The sequence below is a fragment of the Pseudomonas sp. GB2N2 genome (genome assembly GCF_054897705.1).
In genome coordinates this window covers 2,734,045-2,752,403 of the sequence record NZ_CM142701.1, presented here as the reverse complement: position 1 = coordinate 2,752,403, position 18,359 = coordinate 2,734,045, and the positions used below count along the sequence as shown (strand labels likewise).

Below are 18,359 nucleotides of genomic sequence, written 5' to 3'. Positions count from 1 at the left end.
TTACAAAAAAAACAGTTCTCAGCAACTGCAAAGTGCGCTATCGAGCACCTTGCGCAACTCCAGCGGATGATCAACCACCACGTCTGCGCCCCAATGCCTTGGGTTATCGTCCGGATGAATGTAGCCATAGGTCACGGCGGCCGTCCTGGTGCCGGCGTCGCGGCCAGATTCGATGTCACGCAGATCATCACCCACGAACAACACACTGGCCGGATCGAGGTCGAGCATCTTGCACGCCAGGATCAACGGCTCCGGGTCGGGTTTGCTGTTCTTCACATGATCCGGGCAGATCAGCAGCGCCGAACGCTCGGCCAATCCCAGCTGCTGCATGATCGGCTCGGCAAACCGCAAAGGCTTGTTGGTGACCACGCCCCAGATCAGGTTGGCTTTTTCGATGTCGGCCAACAGTTCGCCCATGCCGTCGAACAGCTTGCTGTGAACCGCGCAACCGGCGAGGTAGCGCTCCAGAAACTCCAGGCGCAGCGCTTCGAAGCCAGGCGATTCCGGGTCCATGGAGAATGTCACGGCGACCATCGCCTTGGCGCCGCCGGAGATCTCGTCGCGAATGTGCTTGTCATTCACCGGTGGCAAGCCACGCTCGGCACGCATTGCCTGACAAATAGCAATGAAGTCCGGCGCGGTGTCGAGCAGCGTGCCGTCCATGTCGAAAAGGACTGCTCTGATACGCATCGGCTTACTCCTCGCGCAAGGTCTGGATCATGTAGTTGACGTCCACGTCGGAGGCCAGTTTGTAGTGCTTGGTCAGCGGGTTGTACGTCAGGCCGATGATGTCCTTGACGGAGAGGCCGGCCATGCGGCTCCACGCGCCGAGCTCGGAAGGGCGGATGAATTTCTTGAAGTCGTGGGTGCCGCGCGGCAACAGCTTCATGATGTATTCGGCGCCGACGATGGCGAACAGGTACGCTTTCGGGTTGCGGTTGATCGTGGAGAAGAACACTTGGCCACCCGGCTTGACCATTTTGAAACAGGCGCGGATTACCGACGACGGATCTGGCACGTGTTCAAGCATTTCCAGGCACGTGACCACATCGAATTGCTCAGGCATTTCCTCAGCCAGGGCTTCAGCGGTGATCTGACGGTATTCGACGCTCACGCCGGATTCCAGCTGATGCAGTTGCGCAACGGCCAGCGGCGCTTCGCCCATGTCGATGCCCATCACGGTCGCGCCGCGCTGGGCCATGGCTTCACTGAGAATGCCGCCGCCGCAACCGACGTCGAGGACCTTCTTGCCGGCCAGGTTGACCCGTTCGTCAATCCAGTTGACCCGCAGCGGGTTGATGTCGTGCAGCGGTTTGAATTCGCTTTCGCGATCCCACCAGCGATGGGCCAGGGCTTCGAATTTGGCGATTTCGGCGTAGTCGACGTTACTCATGGTTCATCCTCTAAAACTTGAAAAATCCTGTTGCCCCGACGGTGAGTCCGGGGTGCTTACGATTCGGTGTGGCCGCTGATGCGCTGGCCCCAGGCTTTGGCGGTGGCGCTGAGCTGTTGTTCATCGAGACGGGTCAGGCGCCGGTCGTCCAGCAACTGCTTGCCGCCGACCCACAGGTGCTTTACGCAATCCCGGCCGGTGGCATATATAAGCTGCGACACCGGATCGTAGACCGGTTGCTGCGCCAGTCCCGAAAGGTCGAAAGCGACGATGTCCGCGGCTTTGCCGACTTCCAGCGAGCCGACTTCGGCCTCGATGCCCATGGCGCGAGCACCGTTCAGCGTGGCCATGCGCAGCGCGCGATGGGCGTCCAGCGCGGTGGCCGAACCGGCGACGGCTTTGGCCAGCAACGCTGCAGTGCGTGTTTCGCCGAGCAAATCGAGGTCATTGTTGCTGGCGGCGCCATCGGTGCCGACGGCGACGTTGACGCCCGCCTGCCATAAACGCTCTACCGGGCAGAAACCGCTGGCCAGCTTCAGGTTCGACTCAGGGCAATGGATCACGGTGGTGTTGCTTTCTACCAGTAACGCCAGGTCTTCATCGCTGATCTGGGTCATGTGAACGGCCTGGAAGCGCGGCCCCAGAAGGCCCAGTCGCGCAAGGCGGGCCAACGGGCGTTCACCACGCTGCTCCACCGACTGCTGCACTTCGAAGGCTGTTTCATGCACGTGCATGTGAATCGACGCGTCCAGCTCTTCGGCGATCACGCGGATTTTTTCCAGGTTTTCGTCGCCCACGGTGTAGGGCGCGTGGGGGCCGAAGGTGACTTTGATGCGCTCGTGGTGCTTGAGGTCGTTGAACAGTTCGACGCCCTGACGAATGGCTTCGTCTGCGGTGCTGGCGCCCGGAATCGGGAAGTCAAGGATCGGAATGGCGATCTGCGCGCGTATGCCGCTGTTATGTACGCGCTCGCTGGCAACCTTCGGGAAGAAATACATGTCAGAGAAGCACGTGATGCCACCTTTGATCTGTTCGGCGATGGCAAGGTCGGTGCCGTCGCGTACAAAGGCTTCATCGACCCACTTGGCTTCGGCCGGCCAGATGTGGTTTTCCAGCCAGGTCATCAGCGGCAGATCATCGGCCAGGCCGCGAAACAGGGTCATCGCCGCGTGCCCATGGGCATTGATCAAGCCGGGGCTGAGCAACATGTCCGGCAGTTCGCGGACGTCGGTTGCTTCAAGCTTCAGCGCTGCGGCGCGGGGGCCGATGAACACGATGCGCCCGTCGCGGATGCCCACGCCATGCTCTTTGAGGACAACGCCAGCGGGTTCGACGGGTACCAGCCAGGTCGGCAGCAATAACAGGTCGAGCGCAGCGGCAGTGTTCGGCATCGAGGGTCGGTTCCAGTGCTTTTATAAAGGATGGCGAAGTATACCCGAGCGTCTTCGCGGGGGGATCGCTATAATCGGCGGCTTTGTGACTGAGTACGGGGTGTGGGATGCGCGATCGACTGTTGGCTGCGGAGAAGGTGAAGGCCATCGATTGGCGTGATGGCGCCCTGTATCTGCTGGATCAGCGTGTTTTGCCGTTCGAGGAAACCTGGATTGCCTACACCAGCGCTGCCGGCGTAGCCGAGGCTATTCGCTCGATGGTCGTGCGTGGAGCACCGGCGATCGGCATCAGCGCTGCGTATGCCATGGTGTTGTCAGCCCGCGCCCGTATCGCCGAGGGCGGTGACTGGCAGGCGGAATGGGAAGAGGATTATGCTTTATTGGCCGATTCCCGTCCGACAGCGGTGAACCTGTTCTGGGCCTTGAGCCGCATGCGTGACCGCCTCGATCGCCTCAAGGGCTCTGCCGACCCGCTGGCGGCGCTGGAGGCGGAGGCCATTGCCATTCATGAAAGTGATCGCGAAGCCAACCTGACCATGGCGCAGTTGGGCGTCGACCTGATTCGCAAGCATCAGGGCAACGCTCAGACGATCCTGACCCACTGCAACACCGGCGCCCTGGCCACCGGCGGCTTCGGCACCGCGCTGGGGGTGATTCGCGGGGCGTTCATTGAAGGCATGGTCGAGCGCGTCTACGCCGATGAAACCCGTCCGTGGCTGCAAGGTTCGCGGCTGACCGCGTGGGAACTGGCTAACGAAGGCATTCCCGTGACGCTCAATGCCGACTCCGCTGCGGCCCACATCATGAAGACCAAAGGCATCACCTGGGTCATCGTCGGCGCCGACCGGATTACCGCCAATGGCGACGTGGCCAACAAGATCGGCACCTATCAGCTGGCGGTCAACGCGATGCACCACGGCGTGCGCTTCATGGTGGTGGCGCCGAGTTCGACCATCGACATGAATCTGGCCAGCGGCGACGACATTCCAATCGAGGAGCGTGATGGCCGCGAGTTGCTGGAAGTCGGCGGCAAGCGGGTCGGGGCGGACGTCGATGCGTTCAACCCGGTGTTTGACGTGACCCCGGCGGATTTGATCGACGCGATCGTGACCGAGAAGGGCATCGTCGAGCGGCCGGATACGGCGAAGATGGCGCAGTTGATGTGCCGCAAGCGGTTGCATTGATGACTTGTTGGGCCTGATAGATAGCTATCGCGAGCAGGCTCACGCCTACAGGGGGATTTGTGAGCCACAGATCCCGTGTAGGCGTGAGCCTGCTCGCGATAAGGCCTTCAAAGTCAACAAATCCCTTCAAATCAGACCCAAATTTTACATTCAGCACAGCTCTAAGCCTCTCTCGTCCCCTATAAGCCTGCCACCAGTCAACTAACTACACTCCATGCGCATCTGGGGGATAGGTGCGTGGCGGCTCTTGTGATAACATTCGGCAGTTTCCAAGGTGGCCCGATGTGGCTGTCTTTACTGCGCAGATCCATGGCATAACTTGTTGATTTGTCGTAAGTCGGTGCATTGGCAATCAGCCTGCATCGGCGAGCTTCGTTCGTCCCATATGGATGTGACGAGGTTTCACCAGAAAAAGGAATCAGGCTTCTCATGGGCGAACTGGCCAAAGAAATCCTCCCGGTCAATATCGAAGACGAGCTGAAGCAGTCCTACCTCGACTACGCGATGAGCGTAATTGTCGGGCGGGCACTGCCGGATGCGCGCGATGGCTTGAAGCCCGTGCACCGGCGTGTGCTGTTCGCGATGAGCGAGCTGGGCAACGACTTCAACAAGCCGTACAAGAAATCTGCCCGTGTTGTCGGTGACGTGATCGGTAAGTACCACCCGCACGGTGATACCGCGGTGTACGACACCATCGTTCGGATGGCGCAGCCATTCTCGCTGCGCTACCTGCTGGTAGACGGTCAGGGCAACTTCGGTTCGGTGGACGGTGACAACGCCGCGGCCATGCGATACACCGAAGTGCGCATGACCAAGCTGGCGCACGAGCTGCTGGCTGACCTGCACAAGGAAACCGTGGACTGGGTGCCGAACTACGACGGCACCGAAATGATCCCCGCGGTCATGCCGACCCGTATTCCCAACCTGTTGGTCAACGGCTCCAGCGGTATCGCCGTGGGCATGGCGACCAACATCCCGCCGCACAACCTCGGTGAAGTTATCGACGGTTGCCTGGCCCTCATCGACAACCCTGAGTTGACCATCGATGAGCTGATGCAATACATCCCCGGTCCGGACTTCCCGACCGCCGCGATCATCAACGGTCGCGCCGGCATCATCGAAGCCTACCGCACCGGTCGCGGACGCATTTACATGCGTGCCCGCTCAATGATCGAAGACATCGACAAGGTCGGTGGTCGCCAGCAGATCGTCATCACCGAACTCCCTTACCAGCTGAACAAGGCGCGTCTGATCGAGAAGATCGCCGAGCTGGTTAAAGAGAAGAAGCTGGAAGGCATCACCGAGCTGCGCGACGAGTCCGACAAAGACGGTATGCGCGTCGTGATCGAACTGCGTCGCGGCGAAGTGCCTGAGGTGATCCTCAACAACCTCTACGCCCAGACCCAGCTGCAAGCAGTGTTCGGTATCAACATCGTCGCGCTGATCGACGGCCGTCCGCGAATCCTTAATCTCAAGGACCTGCTGGAAGCCTTCGTTCGTCACCGTCGCGAAGTTGTTACCCGTCGCACCGTGTTCGAGCTGCGCAAAGCCCGCGAACGCGGGCACATCCTGGAAGGTCAAGCCGTTGCCCTGTCGAACATCGACCCGGTCATCGCACTGATCAAGGCTTCGCCGACGCCGTCGGAAGCCAAGGAAGCGCTGATCAAGACCGCGTGGGAATCCTCCGCCGTGGTCGCGATGGTCGAACGCGCCGGTGCCGACTCTTGCCGTCCAGAGACCTTGGACCCGCAATACGGTCTGCGCGAAGGCAAGTACTTTCTCTCACCGGAACAGGCACAAGCGATTCTTGAACTGCGTCTGCACCGTCTGACCGGTCTGGAACACGAGAAGCTGCTAGCCGAGTATCAAGAGATCCTCAACCAGATCGGCGAACTGATCCGCATCCTCAGCAGCGCCACGCGCCTGATGGAAGTGATCCGCGAAGAGCTGGAAGTGATCCGCGCCGAATACGGCGATGTGCGTCGCACCGAGATTCTCGATGCCCGTCTCGACCTGACCCTGGGTGACATGATCCCGGAAGAAGAGCGCGTCGTGACCATTTCCCACGGTGGCTACGCCAAGACCCAGCCGTTGGCTGCGTACCAGGCTCAGCGTCGTGGCGGTAAAGGCAAATCGGCTACCGGCGTGAAGGACGAGGACTACATCGCTCACCTGCTGGTTGCCAACAGCCACACCACGCTGCTGCTGTTCTCCAGCAAAGGCAAGGTGTACTGGCTGAAAACCTACGAAATTCCGGAAGCGTCCCGCGCTGCCCGCGGTCGTCCGCTGGTCAACCTGCTGCCGCTGGACAGTGATGAATACATCACCACCATGCTGCCGGTCGAGGAATACACCGAAGGTCACTTCATCTTCATGGCCACCGCCAAAGGCACCGTGAAGAAGACCCCGCTGGAATCCTTCAGCCGTCAGCGCAGCGTTGGTCTGATCGCGCTGGAGCTGGACGAAGGTGACGTACTGATTTCTGCCGCCATTACCGATGGCGAGCGCGAAGTCATGCTGTTCTCCGACGGCGGCAAGGTCACCCGCTTCAAGGAAACCGACGTTCGCGCCATGGGCCGTACCGCTCGCGGTGTGCGCGGCATGCGTCTGCCGGAAGGCCAGAAGCTGATTTCCATGCTGATCCCGGAAGAAAACAGCGAGATCCTCACCGCTTCTGCCCGTGGTTACGGCAAGCGTACGGCGATCAGCGAGTTCCCTGAATACAAGCGTGGCGGTCAGGGCGTTATCGCCATGGTCAGCAACGACCGTAACGGCCGTCTTGTCGGCGCGGTCCAGGTGCTTGACGGCGAGGAAATCATGCTGATTTCCGACCAAGGCACACTGGTTCGTACCCGCGTCGACGAAGTGTCCAGCCTGGGTCGTAACACCCAAGGCGTGACCCTGATCAAGCTGGCCAGCGATGAAACGCTGGTAGGCCTGGAGCGGGTTCAGGAACCGTCGGAAGTCGAAGGCGAAGAGCTGGAAGGTGAGGAAGGTGAAGAGCGTGCGGTGTTCGAGGGCGAAGTCGTGATCGACGACGTGGTTGAAGACCAGCAGCTCGACGCTGCCGCTGACGAAGAACCGCAAGAGTAAGGGGACAAATCAGGGGGCGGATGAAAATTCGCCCCCTTGTTGTTTGTCCGAACGGAAATATCGACGCCCACATTGGATCGGTGTCGACTGATATGTGATACCACCAAATCAGAGCGAGATTGGATGTGAGCAAGAGAGCCTATAACTTCTGTGCCGGTCCTGCGGCACTTCCCGAAGCTGTCCTGCAGCGCGCCCAGGGTGAACTCCTTGATTGGCACGGCAAGGGCCTGTCGGTCATGGAAATGAGCCATCGCAGCGATGAGTTCGTCTCCATTGCGACCAAGGCCGAGCAGGATCTGCGTGATCTGCTGAATATCCCTTCAAACTACAAAGTGCTGTTTCTGCAGGGTGGCGCGAGCCAGCAATTTGCTCAGATTCCTCTGAACCTGTTGCCGGAAAGCGGCACCGCTGACTATATCGACACCGGTATCTGGTCGCAGAAAGCCATCGAAGAAGCGTCGCGCTACGGTCACGTCAACGTCGCCGCCACCGCCAAGCCTTACGACTATTTCGCCATCCCCGGTCAGAACGAATGGAAGCTGTCGAAGGACGCGGCCTACGTTCACTACGCGCCAAACGAAACCATCGGCGGCCTGGAATTCCAGTGGATTCCGGAAACCGGTGACGTTCCGCTGGTCGCCGACATGTCTTCGGACATCCTCTCGCGCCCGGTCGATGTTTCGCGCTTCGGCATGATCTACGCCGGCGCGCAGAAAAACATCGGCCCGAGCGGCATCGTCGTCAACATCGTGCGTGAAGACTTGCTGGGCAACGCCCGCTCGTTTTGCCCGACCATGCTCAACTACAAGGTCGCGGCTGATAATGGCTCGATGTACAACACCCCGCCAACGTTGGCCTGGTATTTGTCCGGCCTGGTGTTCGAGTGGCTCAAAGAGCAGGGGGGTGTTGAAGCCATCGGCAAGCTCAACGACGTGAAACAGCGCACGCTGTATGACTTCATTGATGCCAGTGGCCTCTACAGCAACCCGATCAATATCTCGGACCGCTCGTGGATGAACGTGCCGTTCCGTCTGGCCGACGATCGCCTGGACAAGCCATTCCTGGCCGGTGCCGACGAGCGTGGCCTGCTGAACCTCAAGGGTCACCGCTCGGTGGGCGGCATGCGCGCCTCCATCTATAACGCCGTCGACATCGTTGCGGTCAACGCACTGGTTTCGTACATGGCAGAGTTCGAGAAGGAACACGGCTAATGTCTGAGCAAGAACTCAAGGCACTGCGCGTTCGCATTGACGCCCTGGACACTAAAGTCCTGGAGCTGATCAGCGAGCGTGCACGCTGCGCCCAGGAAGTTGCGCGGGTAAAGATGGCCTCGCTGGCCGAAGGCGAAGTGCCGGTGTTCTATCGTCCTGAGCGTGAAGCTCAGGTGCTCAAGCGTGTGATGGAGCGCAACCAGGGGCCGCTGGGCAACGAAGAGATGGCGCGACTGTTCCGCGAAATCATGTCCTCCTGCCTGGCGCTTGAACAACCGCTGAAAGTGGCTTACCTCGGTCCTGAAGGCACCTTCACCCAAGCGGCGGCCATGAAACACTTCGGTCACGCCGTGATCAGCAAGCCGATGGCGGCGATCGATGAAGTGTTCCGTGAAGTGGCGGCCGGTGCGGTGAATTTTGGCGTGGTCCCGGTGGAAAACTCCACCGAGGGCGCAGTCAACCACACCCTCGACAGCTTTCTCGAACACGACATGGTCATCTGTGGCGAGGTCGAGTTGCGCATTCACCACCACTTGTTGGTCGGTGAAAACACCAAGACCGACAGCATCAGCCGCATTTACTCCCATGCCCAATCGCTGGCCCAGTGCCGCAAGTGGCTGGATGCACATTATCCGAACGTCGAGCGCGTCGCGGTGTCGAGCAACGCCGAAGCCGCCAAACGGGTCAAGGGTGAGTGGAACTCGGCGGCGATTGCCGGTGACATGGCCGCCGGCTTGTACGGGCTGATCCGTCTGGCCGAGAAAATCGAGGATCGTCCGGACAACTCCACGCGATTCCTGATGATCGGCAGCCAGGAAGTGCCGCCGACCGGCGACGACAAGACGTCGATCATCGTTTCCATGAGCAACAAGCCCGGCGCGCTTCACGAGTTGCTGGTGCCATTCCACGACAATGGTATAGATCTGACACGCATCGAGACGCGTCCTTCGCGCAGCGGTAAATGGACCTACGTGTTTTTTATCGACTTCGTCGGCCATCACCGCGATCCGTTGATCAAGGGTGTGCTGGAAAAGATCAGTCAGGAAGCAGTAGCACTCAAAGTGCTGGGTTCCTACCCGAAAGCCGTCCTTTAAGGGGTAGCAAATGAGTGGCAACTTCCTCGCTCTGGCGCAGCCGGGCGTGCAACAACTTTCGCCTTACGTTCCGGGCAAACCCGTGGACGAACTGGCGCGCGAGCTGAACATTGATCCCGCCAGCATCGTCAAACTGGCGAGTAACGAAAACCCGCTGGGCGCCAGTCCAAAGGCGCTGGCAGCTATTCGCGACGAACTGGCCGAGCTGACCCGTTATCCGGACGGCAACGGTTTTGCGCTCAAGACCCTGCTGGCAGACCAGTGCCGCGTCGAGTTGAATCAGGTGACGCTGGGCAATGGTTCCAACGACATTCTCGAACTGGTTGCCCGTGCCTATCTGGCGCCGGGCCTGAATGCCGTGTTCAGCGAGCACGCGTTTGCGGTCTATCCGATCGTTACGCAAGCCGTCGGCGCGACGGCCAAAGTGATTCCGGCCAAAGACTGGGGCCATGATCTGTCGGCCATGCTGACGGCAATCGATTCCGAGACCCGCGTGGTCTTCATCGCCAACCCGAACAACCCGACCGGCACCTGGTTCGACGCGCAAGCGCTGGACGAATTTTTGCAGGATGTTCCGGAGCACGTGCTGGTGGTGCTGGACGAGGCCTACATCGAATACGCCGAAGGCAGTGAATTGCCGGACGGTCTCGACTTTCTGGCCGCTTATCCGAACCTGCTGGTTTCTCGCACATTCTCCAAAGCCTACGGTTTGGCGGCGCTGCGGGTCGGCTATGGCTTGTCCACCGCGGTCGTTGCCGATGTGCTGAATCGCGTGCGGCAGCCGTTCAACGTCAACAGCCTGGCGCTGGCCGCTGCCTGTGCGGCGCTGCAAGACGCCCAGTACCTGGCCGAAAGCCGTCGCCTGAACGAGGCTGGCATGCAGCAGCTGGAAGCGGGCTTCCGGGCGCTGGGGCTGAGCTGGATTCCGTCCAAGGGCAACTTTATCTGCGTCAATCTGGGTCGCGTTGCTGCCCCGGTGTTTCAGGGATTGCTGCTCGAAGGCGTGATCGTGCGTCCGGTGGCCAATTACGGCATGCCGAACCACCTGCGCATCACCATTGGTTTACCGGCCGAAAACAACCGCTTCCTTGAGGCGCTGACCAAGGTTCTGGCTCGTGGTTGATGTCACCGTGCTGCAACCTGCTGAACCTATGATCGGTCGCCTGGTGGTGGTCGGTCTGGGGTTGATCGGCGGTTCGTTTGCGAAAGGTTTGCGCGAAAGTGGCCTGTGCCGCGAAGTGGTCGGTGTCGATCTCGATCCGCAGTCGCGCAAAATGGCGGTTGAGCTAGGTGTGGTGGATCGCTGTGAAGAAGACCTGGCGCTCGCTTGCCAAGGCGCTGACGTGATTCAGTTGGCCGTGCCGATCCTGGCCATGGAAAAGATGCTGGTGCGCCTGGCCGCCATGGAGCTCGGTTCGGCAATCCTGACCGACGTCGGCAGTGCCAAGGGCAATGTCGTGCGCGCCGCGACCACAGCGTTTGGCGGGATGCCGCCGCGTTTCGTGCCGGGACATCCGATCGCCGGTTCCGAGCAGAGCGGTGTGGAAGCGTCGAATGCCGAGCTCTTCTGTCGCCATAAAGTGATTCTGACGCCGCTGGATCGAACTGATCCGGCCGCGCTGGCAGTGATCGACCTTTTGTGGCGCGAATTGGGTGCCGATGTCGAGCATATGCAGGTCGAGCGCCACGACGAAGTGTTGGCGGCGACCAGCCATTTGCCGCACCTGCTGGCGTTCGGTCTGGTCGATTCGTTGGCCAAGCGCAATGAAAACCTTGAGATCTTCCGTTACGCTGCCGGCGGGTTCCGCGATTTCACAAGAATCGCGGGGAGCGACCCGGTCATGTGGCACGACATCTTCCTCGCAAACCGCGAAGCTGTCCTGCGCACACTCGATACATTTCGCAGCGACCTCGACGCCTTGCGCGACGCGGTCGATGCAGGGGATGGGCACCAATTGTTGGGCGTGTTCACGCGCGCCCGGGTTGCCCGCGAACATTTCAGTAAAATCCTGGCTCGCCGGGCTTATGTGGACGCTATGAACTCCAACGACCTGATTTTCCTGGGACAACCTGGTGGCCGCCTGACTGGGCGGATTCGTGTACCGGGCGACAAATCGATTTCCCACCGTTCGATCATGCTCGGCTCCCTGGCCGAAGGCGTCACTGAAGTCGAAGGTTTCCTTGAGGGCGAAGACGCCCTGGCGACCTTGCAAGCCTTCCGTGACATGGGTGTCGTGATCGAAGGTCCGCACCATGGTCGCGTGACTATCCACGGCGTCGGCCTGCATGGCTTGAAACCAGCGCCGGGCCCGATCTATCTGGGCAACTCCGGCACCTCGATGCGTCTGCTGTCCGGCCTGTTGGCCGCGCAGAACTTCGACAGCACCCTGACCGGCGACGCTTCCCTGTCCAAGCGCCCGATGAACCGCGTGGCCAATCCCCTGCGGGAAATGGGTGCTGTGATCGAGACCGCTGCCGAAGGTCGTCCGCCGATGACTATTCGTGGCGGCAACAAGCTCAAAGGCCTGACCTACACCATGCCGATGGCCAGTGCCCAGGTTAAATCCTGCCTGCTGCTGGCCGGGCTGTATGCCGAAGGCGAGACCACCGTCACCGAACCGGCTCCGACTCGCGACCACACCGAACGCATGCTGCGTGGCTTCGGCTACCCGGTCACCGTCGATGGCGCCACCGCGTCGGTCCAATCCGGGCACAAGTTGACCGCGACCCACATAGAAGTGCCGGGCGATATTTCGTCTTCCGCGTTCTTCCTCGTCGCTGCGTCGATCGCCGAAGGTTCGGAACTGGTGCTTGAACACGTCGGCATCAACCCGACCCGTACCGGCGTGATCGATATCCTGCGCCTGATGGGCGCGGACATCACCCTTGAAAACCCGCGTGAAGTCGGCGGCGAACCGGTAGCAGACCTGCGCGTGCGTGCAGCTAAGCTTAAAGGTATCGAGATTCCCGAAGCGCTGGTGCCGCTGGCCATCGATGAGTTCCCGGTGTTGTTCGTGGCGGCGGCGTGTGCCGAAGGGCGCACCATCCTGCGCGGCGCCGAAGAGCTGCGAGTCAAAGAGTCGGACCGGATCCATGTCATGGCCGATGGCTTGTTGGCACTGGGCGTCAAATGCGAGCCAACCCCGGACGGCATCATCATTGACGGCGGCCTGATCGGCGGCGGCGAAGTGCACGGTCACGGCGATCACCGGATTGCCATGGCCTTCAGCGTTGCTTCATTGCGCGCAACTGCACCGATCCGCATCCATGATTGCGCGAACGTCGCGACCTCGTTCCCGAACTTCCTGGCGCTGTGCGCTCAGGTCGGTATCCGCGTTGCACAAGAGGCTCAGTCGTGAATATCAAGCCACCGGTCATCACCATCGACGGGCCGAGCGGGTCGGGCAAAGGCACTATCGCCGGTATCCTGGCCAAGCGCCTGGGCTGGTGCCTGCTGGATTCCGGCGCGCTGTACCGACTGCTTGCCTTTGCCGCGCGCAACCATGGCGTCGACCTGACCAATGAAGAGTCGCTGAAGCTCCTCGCTGCGCATCTGGACGTGCAGTTCGTCGGAGCGACGGAAGGTCATCCGCAGCGAATCATCCTCGAAGGCGACGATGTCACCGACGATTTGCGCAATGAACAAGTCGGCGCATGGGCCTCGCAAGTGGCCGCTCTGCCGGCCGTGCGCGATGCGCTGTTGCAGCGCCAGCGGGCGTTCCAGGAGCCTCCGGGCCTGGTGGCTGATGGTCGCGATATGGGCACCGTGGTTTTCCCGGATGCACCGCTGAAGATATTCCTCACTGCCAGTGCCGAGGAGCGTGCGCGCCGTCGGTACTTGCAGTTGAAGGGCAAAGTCGATGGTGTTAGTCTGTCGAGTCTGCTAGATGAGATACGTGTTCGCGATGAGCGTGACACCCAGCGAGCGGTAGCCCCGCTCAAGCCGGCGGCTGACGCCATTCAGCTGGATTCCACGGAATTATCCATCGATCAGGTGCTGCAACGCATCATGAGCGAGATCGCCATTCGCGATATCGCCGGGTGACCAAGAAGTTTCGCAGGGGACCAGTCAAAGTCTTGCGCAGCTTCTTTAAATGAACGTAACCCACGTCGTCTGGGATGTGGAGATGGGCGTATTCTTCGCCCTTATACTCAGGAATTAAAATGAGCGAAAGCTTTGCGGAACTCTTTGAAGAAAGCCTAAAAACCCTGAACCTTCAGGCAGGCTCCATCATCACCGGTCTGATCGTTGATATCGATTACCAAGCTCGCTGGGTAACCGTTCACGCTGGCCTGAAGTCTGAAGCACTCATCCCGCTTGAGCAGTTCTACAACGACGCTGGCGAACTGACTATCAACGTCGGTGACGAAGTTCACGTTGCTCTGGACTCGGTTGAAGACGGCTTTGGTGAAACCAAGCTGTCCCGTGAAAAAGCCAAGCGCGCTGAGTGCTGGATTGTTCTGGAAGCTGCCTTCGCAGCCGAGGAAGTGGTCAAGGGCGTTATCAACGGTAAGGTTAAAGGCGGCTTCACAGTCGACGTTAACGGCATCCGTGCGTTCCTGCCAGGTTCCCTGGTTGACGTCCGTCCTGTGCGCGATACTACGCACCTGGAAGGCAAAGAGCTGGAATTCAAGGTCATCAAGCTCGACCAGAAACGCAACAACGTTGTCGTTTCCCGTCGTAGCGTCCTCGAAGCCGAGAACTCCGCCGAGCGTGAAGCTCTGCTGGAATCCCTGCAGGAAGGTCAACAAGTCAAAGGTATCGTCAAGAACCTCACCGATTACGGCGCATTCGTCGATCTGGGTGGCGTCGATGGCTTGCTGCACATTACCGACATGGCTTGGAAGCGTATCAAGCATCCTTCCGAAATCGTCAACGTTGGCGACGAGATCGATGTCAAGGTTCTGAAGTACGATCGCGAACGCAATCGTGTTTCCTTGGGCCTGAAGCAACTGGGCGAAGATCCATGGGTTGCTATCAAAGCCCGTTACCCAGAAAGCACTCGTGTTACCGCTCGTGTAACCAACCTGACCGACTACGGCTGCTTCGCTGAGCTGGAAGAAGGCGTTGAAGGCCTGGTACACGTTTCCGAAATGGACTGGACCAACAAGAACATCCACCCTTCGAAAGTCGTACAAGTCGGCGACGAAGTGGAAGTTATGGTTCTGGACATCGACGAAGAGCGTCGTCGTATCTCCCTTGGCATCAAGCAGTGCAAATCTAACCCATGGGAAGATTTCTCTGGCCAGTTCAACAAGGGCGATAAAATCTCCGGCACCATCAAGTCGATCACCGATTTCGGTATCTTCATTGGTCTGGACGGCGGCATCGACGGTCTGGTTCACCTGTCCGACATCTCCTGGAACGAAGTGGGCGAAGAAGCCGTTCGCCGCTTCAAGAAGGGCGACGAGCTGGACACCGTTATCCTGTCGGTTGACCCAGAGCGCGAGCGCATCTCCCTGGGTATCAAGCAACTGGAAAGCGATCCGTTCTCCGAGTACGTTCAAGAGAACGACAAAGGCGCAATCGTTAAAGGCATCGTGAAAGAAGTTGACGCTAAAGGCGCCATCATCACTCTGGCCGACGATATCGAAGCGACTCTGAAAGCCTCCGAAATCAGCCGTGACCGCGTTGAAGACGCGCGCAACGTTCTGAAAGAAGGCCAGGAAGTAGAAGCCAAGATCATCAGCGTCGACCGCAAGAGCCGCGTAATCCAGCTCTCCATCAAGTCGAAAGACGATGCTGAAGAGAAAGAAGCAATCCAGAGCCTGCGCGACAAGCCAGCTTCGGATGCTCCTGCTGCTGGTCCTACCACTCTGGGCGACCTGTTGCGTGCACAAATGGAAAAACAGAACTAAGTTCTGTCAGACCATAGAAAAAGGGCGACTTCGGTCGCCCTTTTTTGTGGGCGCGATTTGATGGGGACGAAACCAATGGCTTCAGTAGGCTGTCTCTTTCTTTAATCGGATCAATCGTTTATTTACGACTAGTCTTAGCCGGAAGCGAACGACCGTCGGGCGGGGCGCCTGGTATAAGGAGGCGAATGAACAAGCTCATAATCGTCTTGTTAGCATTGGCACTGGCGGGTTGTACCACGAGTGCAAAGACCCACGCGGTGCGAGGTGTAAGCGGTATCGAGGTTGATTGCTCGGGACTGGGTTCGGGATGGGAGAAATGTCGCAAGCGAGCCACCAAAGAGTGCAAGGGGAGCGGCTATAAAGTGGTGGCAAGGTCCGATGAAGTGAAAGACGAAGACCAATATCCCTTCGGTTTCAATCCGGCGGGATATTTGACACGCACCATGCTAGTTATCTGCAGGTGAGTGCATACCGTAATGGGATGCTGTGTCTTGAAATCGGGCGACTAGCGGTCGAGAAGATACTTCGAACCTCGGGCTGTTCAAATTTCCTCGGGCATGCTAAAACCTGTGAAGCGCTTTTCCTAGCTGCTTGAAAAAGAAGGGAAAAATATGACGAAGTCGGAGTTGATCGAACGAATAGTCACCCATCAAGGGCTGCTCTCATCCAAGGATGTGGAGTTGGCTATCAAGACTATGCTTGAACAGATGTCCCAATGTTTGGCGACAGGCGACCGGATTGAGATTCGGGGGTTTGGGAGCTTTTCTTTGCATTACCGGGCGCCGCGGGTCGGGCGGAATCCGAAGACGGGGCAGTCGGTTAGTCTGGAAGGGAAGTTTGTGCCGCATTTCAAGCCGGGGAAGGAGCTTAGGGATCGGGTGAATGAAGATGAAGAGGAGGGGGTTTAAAAACCTACTTTCTAAGGAGTAGTTTCATGGGACGTATCAAGCGCCTGGTTCTCATGCTCGTGATGCTGCTATTTATGTTAGTGGTGTTGATTTTTGTGCTTGAAAACCAGCAATCAGTGACTTTGCTGTTTCTTGGCTGGACCGGGCCGCAATTATCTGTATCTGTTGTTGCGGTAAGTGCATTGCTGGTAGGGATGACAGTCGGGCCGCTAATGAGTTGGTTGTGTTCGGGCATCGTGCGAGCGAAACGTAAGCGATTAATATAATCTGATCGAGTACGATTTTTGTATCGTCATATGCGCAAGAACGGACTTCTCTGTGCGCCTGATGGCGTTTTAGTCCTAAATGACGTACTTTCGGCCGTTTAGCCACTGTAACTATTGCTGCCAAGCAAGCTTCCGTTGGTGTTGTAATTAGACTTTAGGAAATGAAACGCTGGAATTCGTCTTCCCTACCGGCAGATGCCAGAGACTAAAGTTTTATTGGCTCAAGCTTCGCTTGGGCTAGAAGACGCTTCCATGCGCCCTTTCTCCTGATGGTTCGCTCCAGGTTTTAGCGAAGAGGTGTCTGCTTGCGAGCAAAGCAGCGAATCAAGGCAATGATCACGCCAATCAGCCCACCAAAAATAATACCAATCGCAATGATGAAGGAGCTTCGTGCCTTGATAGGGCCAAGTGATTCGATTTGTCCTGCCTGTGTGAAGACCGTGAAGTCTTGCGGTTGTACATTGATCGAGGTTAGAAATTCTTTTTGGAATAGGGATTCACGAACCTTGTCGATATACGGGTCGTCATTGGTGCGAGCCTGCAAGCTTGATATCTCGGCTTTTAAAGCACGTGTCCCGCGCAGATAGGCCAGGTTTCCGATTTGGTCAGAGGGTATGAAAGTCGAAATTTTTTCAATGTTAAGGATTTCTGCTATTTTTAAGGCGTCCTGCAAACGAGTGATCAGATCTAATCGTTTGGTCTTTGATAATTCTCGACTTGCATTGATTTCATAATCGTATCGTTGAACTGCAGATTTAACTTCGAACCTCAAGCTGTCTAACATCTTTTGCTTCGCGCTATCGCTGGCTTGTTGCAAAAGACCTTGAAGATACTTCGGTAGTTCGGCAGGCGCCGAGCCCTGAATCGCAATGGTAAAACGACCGGGCGCAGTTTCCACAACAGTAACGTTGCCAGAGAGTTCACCAGCGGAAGTATAAATAGTAGATGGGTGGTCGGCCACGGTTGGCAGATACACATCATTGTAAAGATCTACACGCACGCGGTCCGATTGCAATTCTCGAGTAAACAGTAAATAAACTTCATTGGGTGCGAACTGTTTTAGCCCTGAATAATTGAGTGCAGTCACTTCATTGATTGCTGGTGCGTCGAGGTTGATCCTGGCTACATAGACTGATTTACTGAAGTGGGCATACAGTGCGGCAGCAAGGGCAAAAATGAGAGTGATCGATAAGATAAGTATTTTTTGCTGCCACAAAATTTTCATCAAATCAACGAGATCGACTTCGTTTGCAGGGTTGTGCGGGGTGCCGGAAGTATGGTCGTTCACTAATCAGGTCTACCTTAAAGTTGGACGGCCGAAATAGGCCCCTGTCTTATTGCGGTCTTTTTGTTTGGGTGAAATTCGTTCTGGAAGATCCGAGGCAACGGCAATCGTACTGATTGGCCATTTAGCTATCAAGCACAAAAATTGCAGGAGTTAGCGAAAAACTGTTTATTTGCCCCGATGGTCATTTTTTAGTCGGTGGCAGGGCGCAATCCGCAGTGGAGCGAGCAGTATCGTCTCTCCGCGACGGCCAAGGGTAGCGCTTGAGAGGGAGAAAGCCTGCGCGGATGCTGCGATGTAGCAGATGCGAGTTGCCTTCCGGATCATATATACTGATCGACTTTGTGAGAGGTCCGGCGGAGATGCTGATCTTTAGGGCTCCATGGCGTGCCGATACTGAGGGCAGCAGGTGGCAACCGATTAATGGTCAGCAGCGTTGGCATGGGGCGGTAGTGAGATTGAGCAGCGAATTGGTCCGTTTTGCCAGTGTATTGCCTATTTCCAGCGCAGGCAGGAACTGGCTTTAGCGGGTAGCGTCTGTGCCTTTGAGCTGTACAGAACGGCTCGATTTCGCCATGCTAAGACGTTAGGCCATTTGGACTCGACCTGTTCTCAGGGCTGCACGTTCGAGTATTTTGGCAGCAAAGGTAGTCCAATGTCTCTAGAGTGCTTAAG

15 protein-coding genes are annotated in these 18,359 nt (G+C 57.9%); 11 read left to right on the top strand and 4 right to left on the bottom strand.

Going from position 1 to position 18,359, the window contains the following annotated elements; genetic code table 11:
• Positions 1-18 precede the first annotated feature (18 nt).
• The 3 genes from mupP to ACYZT4_RS12705 are packed head-to-tail and all read right to left on the bottom strand — an operon-like array spanning position 19 to position 2,784.
• Positions 19-690, bottom strand: a complete 672-nt coding sequence (gene mupP, locus ACYZT4_RS12715) for an N-acetylmuramic acid 6-phosphate phosphatase MupP (RefSeq protein ID WP_461988219.1) — start codon at positions 688-690, stop codon at positions 19-21.
• Between the two features lie 4 nt (positions 691-694).
• Positions 695-1,393, bottom strand: a complete 699-nt coding sequence (gene ubiG, locus ACYZT4_RS12710; RefSeq protein WP_461988217.1) for a bifunctional 2-polyprenyl-6-hydroxyphenol methylase/3-demethylubiquinol 3-O-methyltransferase UbiG — start codon at positions 1,391-1,393, stop codon at positions 695-697.
• A 56-nt stretch (positions 1,394-1,449) separates the two neighbouring features.
• On the bottom strand, positions 1,450-2,784 hold the full coding sequence (locus ACYZT4_RS12705; protein ID WP_461988215.1) for a TRZ/ATZ family hydrolase: 1,335 nt from the start codon (positions 2,782-2,784) through the stop codon (positions 1,450-1,452).
• 107 nt (positions 2,785-2,891) lie between these two features.
• Between ACYZT4_RS12705 and mtnA the strand changes: the two genes are divergently transcribed.
• The 11 genes from mtnA (at position 2,892) to ACYZT4_RS12650 (ending at position 16,399) form a co-directional block, all read left to right on the top strand.
• Positions 2,892-3,968 carry an S-methyl-5-thioribose-1-phosphate isomerase gene (mtnA, locus tag ACYZT4_RS12700; RefSeq protein WP_461988214.1) on the top strand — a complete coding sequence of 359 codons (1,077 nt, stop codon included), beginning with the start codon at positions 2,892-2,894 and terminating at the stop codon, positions 3,966-3,968.
• A gap of 429 nt (positions 3,969-4,397) precedes the next feature.
• Positions 4,398-7,061: a DNA gyrase subunit A gene (gyrA, locus tag ACYZT4_RS12695; RefSeq protein ID WP_461988213.1), complete on the top strand. Its 2,664-nt coding sequence runs from the start codon at positions 4,398-4,400 to the stop codon at positions 7,059-7,061.
• 125 nt (positions 7,062-7,186) lie between these two features.
• Entirely contained in the window at positions 7,187-8,272 is a 1,086-nt protein-coding gene (gene serC, locus ACYZT4_RS12690) for a 3-phosphoserine/phosphohydroxythreonine transaminase (RefSeq protein ID WP_461988211.1), read from the top strand.
• Positions 8,272-9,366, top strand: a complete 1,095-nt coding sequence (gene pheA, locus ACYZT4_RS12685) for a prephenate dehydratase (protein WP_461988210.1) — start codon at positions 8,272-8,274, stop codon at positions 9,364-9,366. The genes serC and pheA overlap by 1 nt, the downstream gene beginning before the upstream one ends.
• A 10-nt stretch (positions 9,367-9,376) precedes the next feature.
• Complete coding sequence (gene hisC, locus ACYZT4_RS12680; RefSeq protein ID WP_461988209.1) at positions 9,377-10,489, top strand: histidinol-phosphate transaminase; 1,113 nt, start codon at positions 9,377-9,379, stop codon at positions 10,487-10,489.
• A gap of 28 nt (positions 10,490-10,517) precedes the next feature.
• Positions 10,518-12,725, top strand: coding sequence for a bifunctional prephenate dehydrogenase/3-phosphoshikimate 1-carboxyvinyltransferase (locus tag ACYZT4_RS12675; RefSeq protein ID WP_461988666.1), 2,208 nt, complete (start codon positions 10,518-10,520; stop codon positions 12,723-12,725).
• Positions 12,722-13,411 carry a (d)CMP kinase gene (gene cmk, locus ACYZT4_RS12670; RefSeq protein WP_461988207.1) on the top strand — a complete coding sequence of 230 codons (690 nt, stop codon included), beginning with the start codon at positions 12,722-12,724 and terminating at the stop codon, positions 13,409-13,411. Before ACYZT4_RS12675 ends, cmk begins: the two co-directional genes overlap by 4 nt.
• A 119-nt stretch (positions 13,412-13,530) precedes the next feature.
• The gene (gene rpsA / locus ACYZT4_RS12665) at positions 13,531-15,225 is read left to right on the top strand and encodes a 30S ribosomal protein S1 (RefSeq protein WP_461988205.1); all 1,695 of its coding nucleotides are present in this window, start codon (positions 13,531-13,533) and stop codon (positions 15,223-15,225) included.
• 185 nt (positions 15,226-15,410) lie between these two features.
• Entirely contained in the window at positions 15,411-15,689 is a 279-nt protein-coding gene (locus ACYZT4_RS12660; protein WP_461988203.1) for a hypothetical protein, read from the top strand.
• A 147-nt stretch (positions 15,690-15,836) separates the two neighbouring features.
• Positions 15,837-16,133 (top strand): integration host factor subunit beta, encoded by a 297-nt coding sequence (ihfB, locus tag ACYZT4_RS12655; RefSeq protein ID WP_461988202.1) that lies wholly within the window; start codon positions 15,837-15,839, stop codon positions 16,131-16,133.
• Positions 16,134-16,159: 26 nt separating this feature from the next.
• Positions 16,160-16,399: a LapA family protein gene (locus tag ACYZT4_RS12650; protein ID WP_461988200.1), complete on the top strand. Its 240-nt coding sequence runs from the start codon at positions 16,160-16,162 to the stop codon at positions 16,397-16,399.
• A gap of 286 nt (positions 16,400-16,685) precedes the next feature.
• On the opposite strand, the gene ACYZT4_RS12645 is transcribed toward ACYZT4_RS12650, so the two are convergent.
• Complete coding sequence (locus ACYZT4_RS12645; protein ID WP_461988198.1) at positions 16,686-17,687, bottom strand: Wzz/FepE/Etk N-terminal domain-containing protein; 1,002 nt, start codon at positions 17,685-17,687, stop codon at positions 16,686-16,688.
• Positions 17,688-18,359 lie beyond the last annotated feature (672 nt).

Bases quoted from the DNA above. Each gene is read 5' to 3' on its own strand.
- hisC (WP_461988209.1), top strand. From the start codon at position 9,377: ATGAGTGGCAACTTCCTCGCTCTGGCGCAGCCGGGCGTGCAACAACTT.
- ACYZT4_RS12660 (WP_461988203.1), top strand. From the start codon at position 15,411: ATGAACAAGCTCATAATCGTCTTGTTAGCATTGGCACTGGCGGGTTGT.
- ACYZT4_RS12675 (WP_461988666.1), top strand. From the start codon at position 10,518: ATGATCGGTCGCCTGGTGGTGGTCGGTCTGGGGTTGATCGGCGGTTCG.
- pheA (WP_461988210.1), top strand. From the start codon at position 8,272: ATGTCTGAGCAAGAACTCAAGGCACTGCGCGTTCGCATTGACGCCCTG.
- ubiG (WP_461988217.1), bottom strand. From the start codon at position 1,393: ATGAGTAACGTCGACTACGCCGAAATCGCCAAATTCGAAGCCCTGGCC.
- mupP (WP_461988219.1), bottom strand. From the start codon at position 690: ATGCGTATCAGAGCAGTCCTTTTCGACATGGACGGCACGCTGCTCGAC.
- rpsA (WP_461988205.1), top strand. From the start codon at position 13,531: ATGAGCGAAAGCTTTGCGGAACTCTTTGAAGAAAGCCTAAAAACCCTG.
- mtnA (WP_461988214.1), top strand. From the start codon at position 2,892: ATGCGCGATCGACTGTTGGCTGCGGAGAAGGTGAAGGCCATCGATTGG.
- ACYZT4_RS12705 (WP_461988215.1), bottom strand. From the start codon at position 2,784: ATGCCGAACACTGCCGCTGCGCTCGACCTGTTATTGCTGCCGACCTGG.
- ACYZT4_RS12650 (WP_461988200.1), top strand. From the start codon at position 16,160: ATGGGACGTATCAAGCGCCTGGTTCTCATGCTCGTGATGCTGCTATTT.
- ihfB (WP_461988202.1), top strand. From the start codon at position 15,837: ATGACGAAGTCGGAGTTGATCGAACGAATAGTCACCCATCAAGGGCTG.
- gyrA (WP_461988213.1), top strand. From the start codon at position 4,398: ATGGGCGAACTGGCCAAAGAAATCCTCCCGGTCAATATCGAAGACGAG.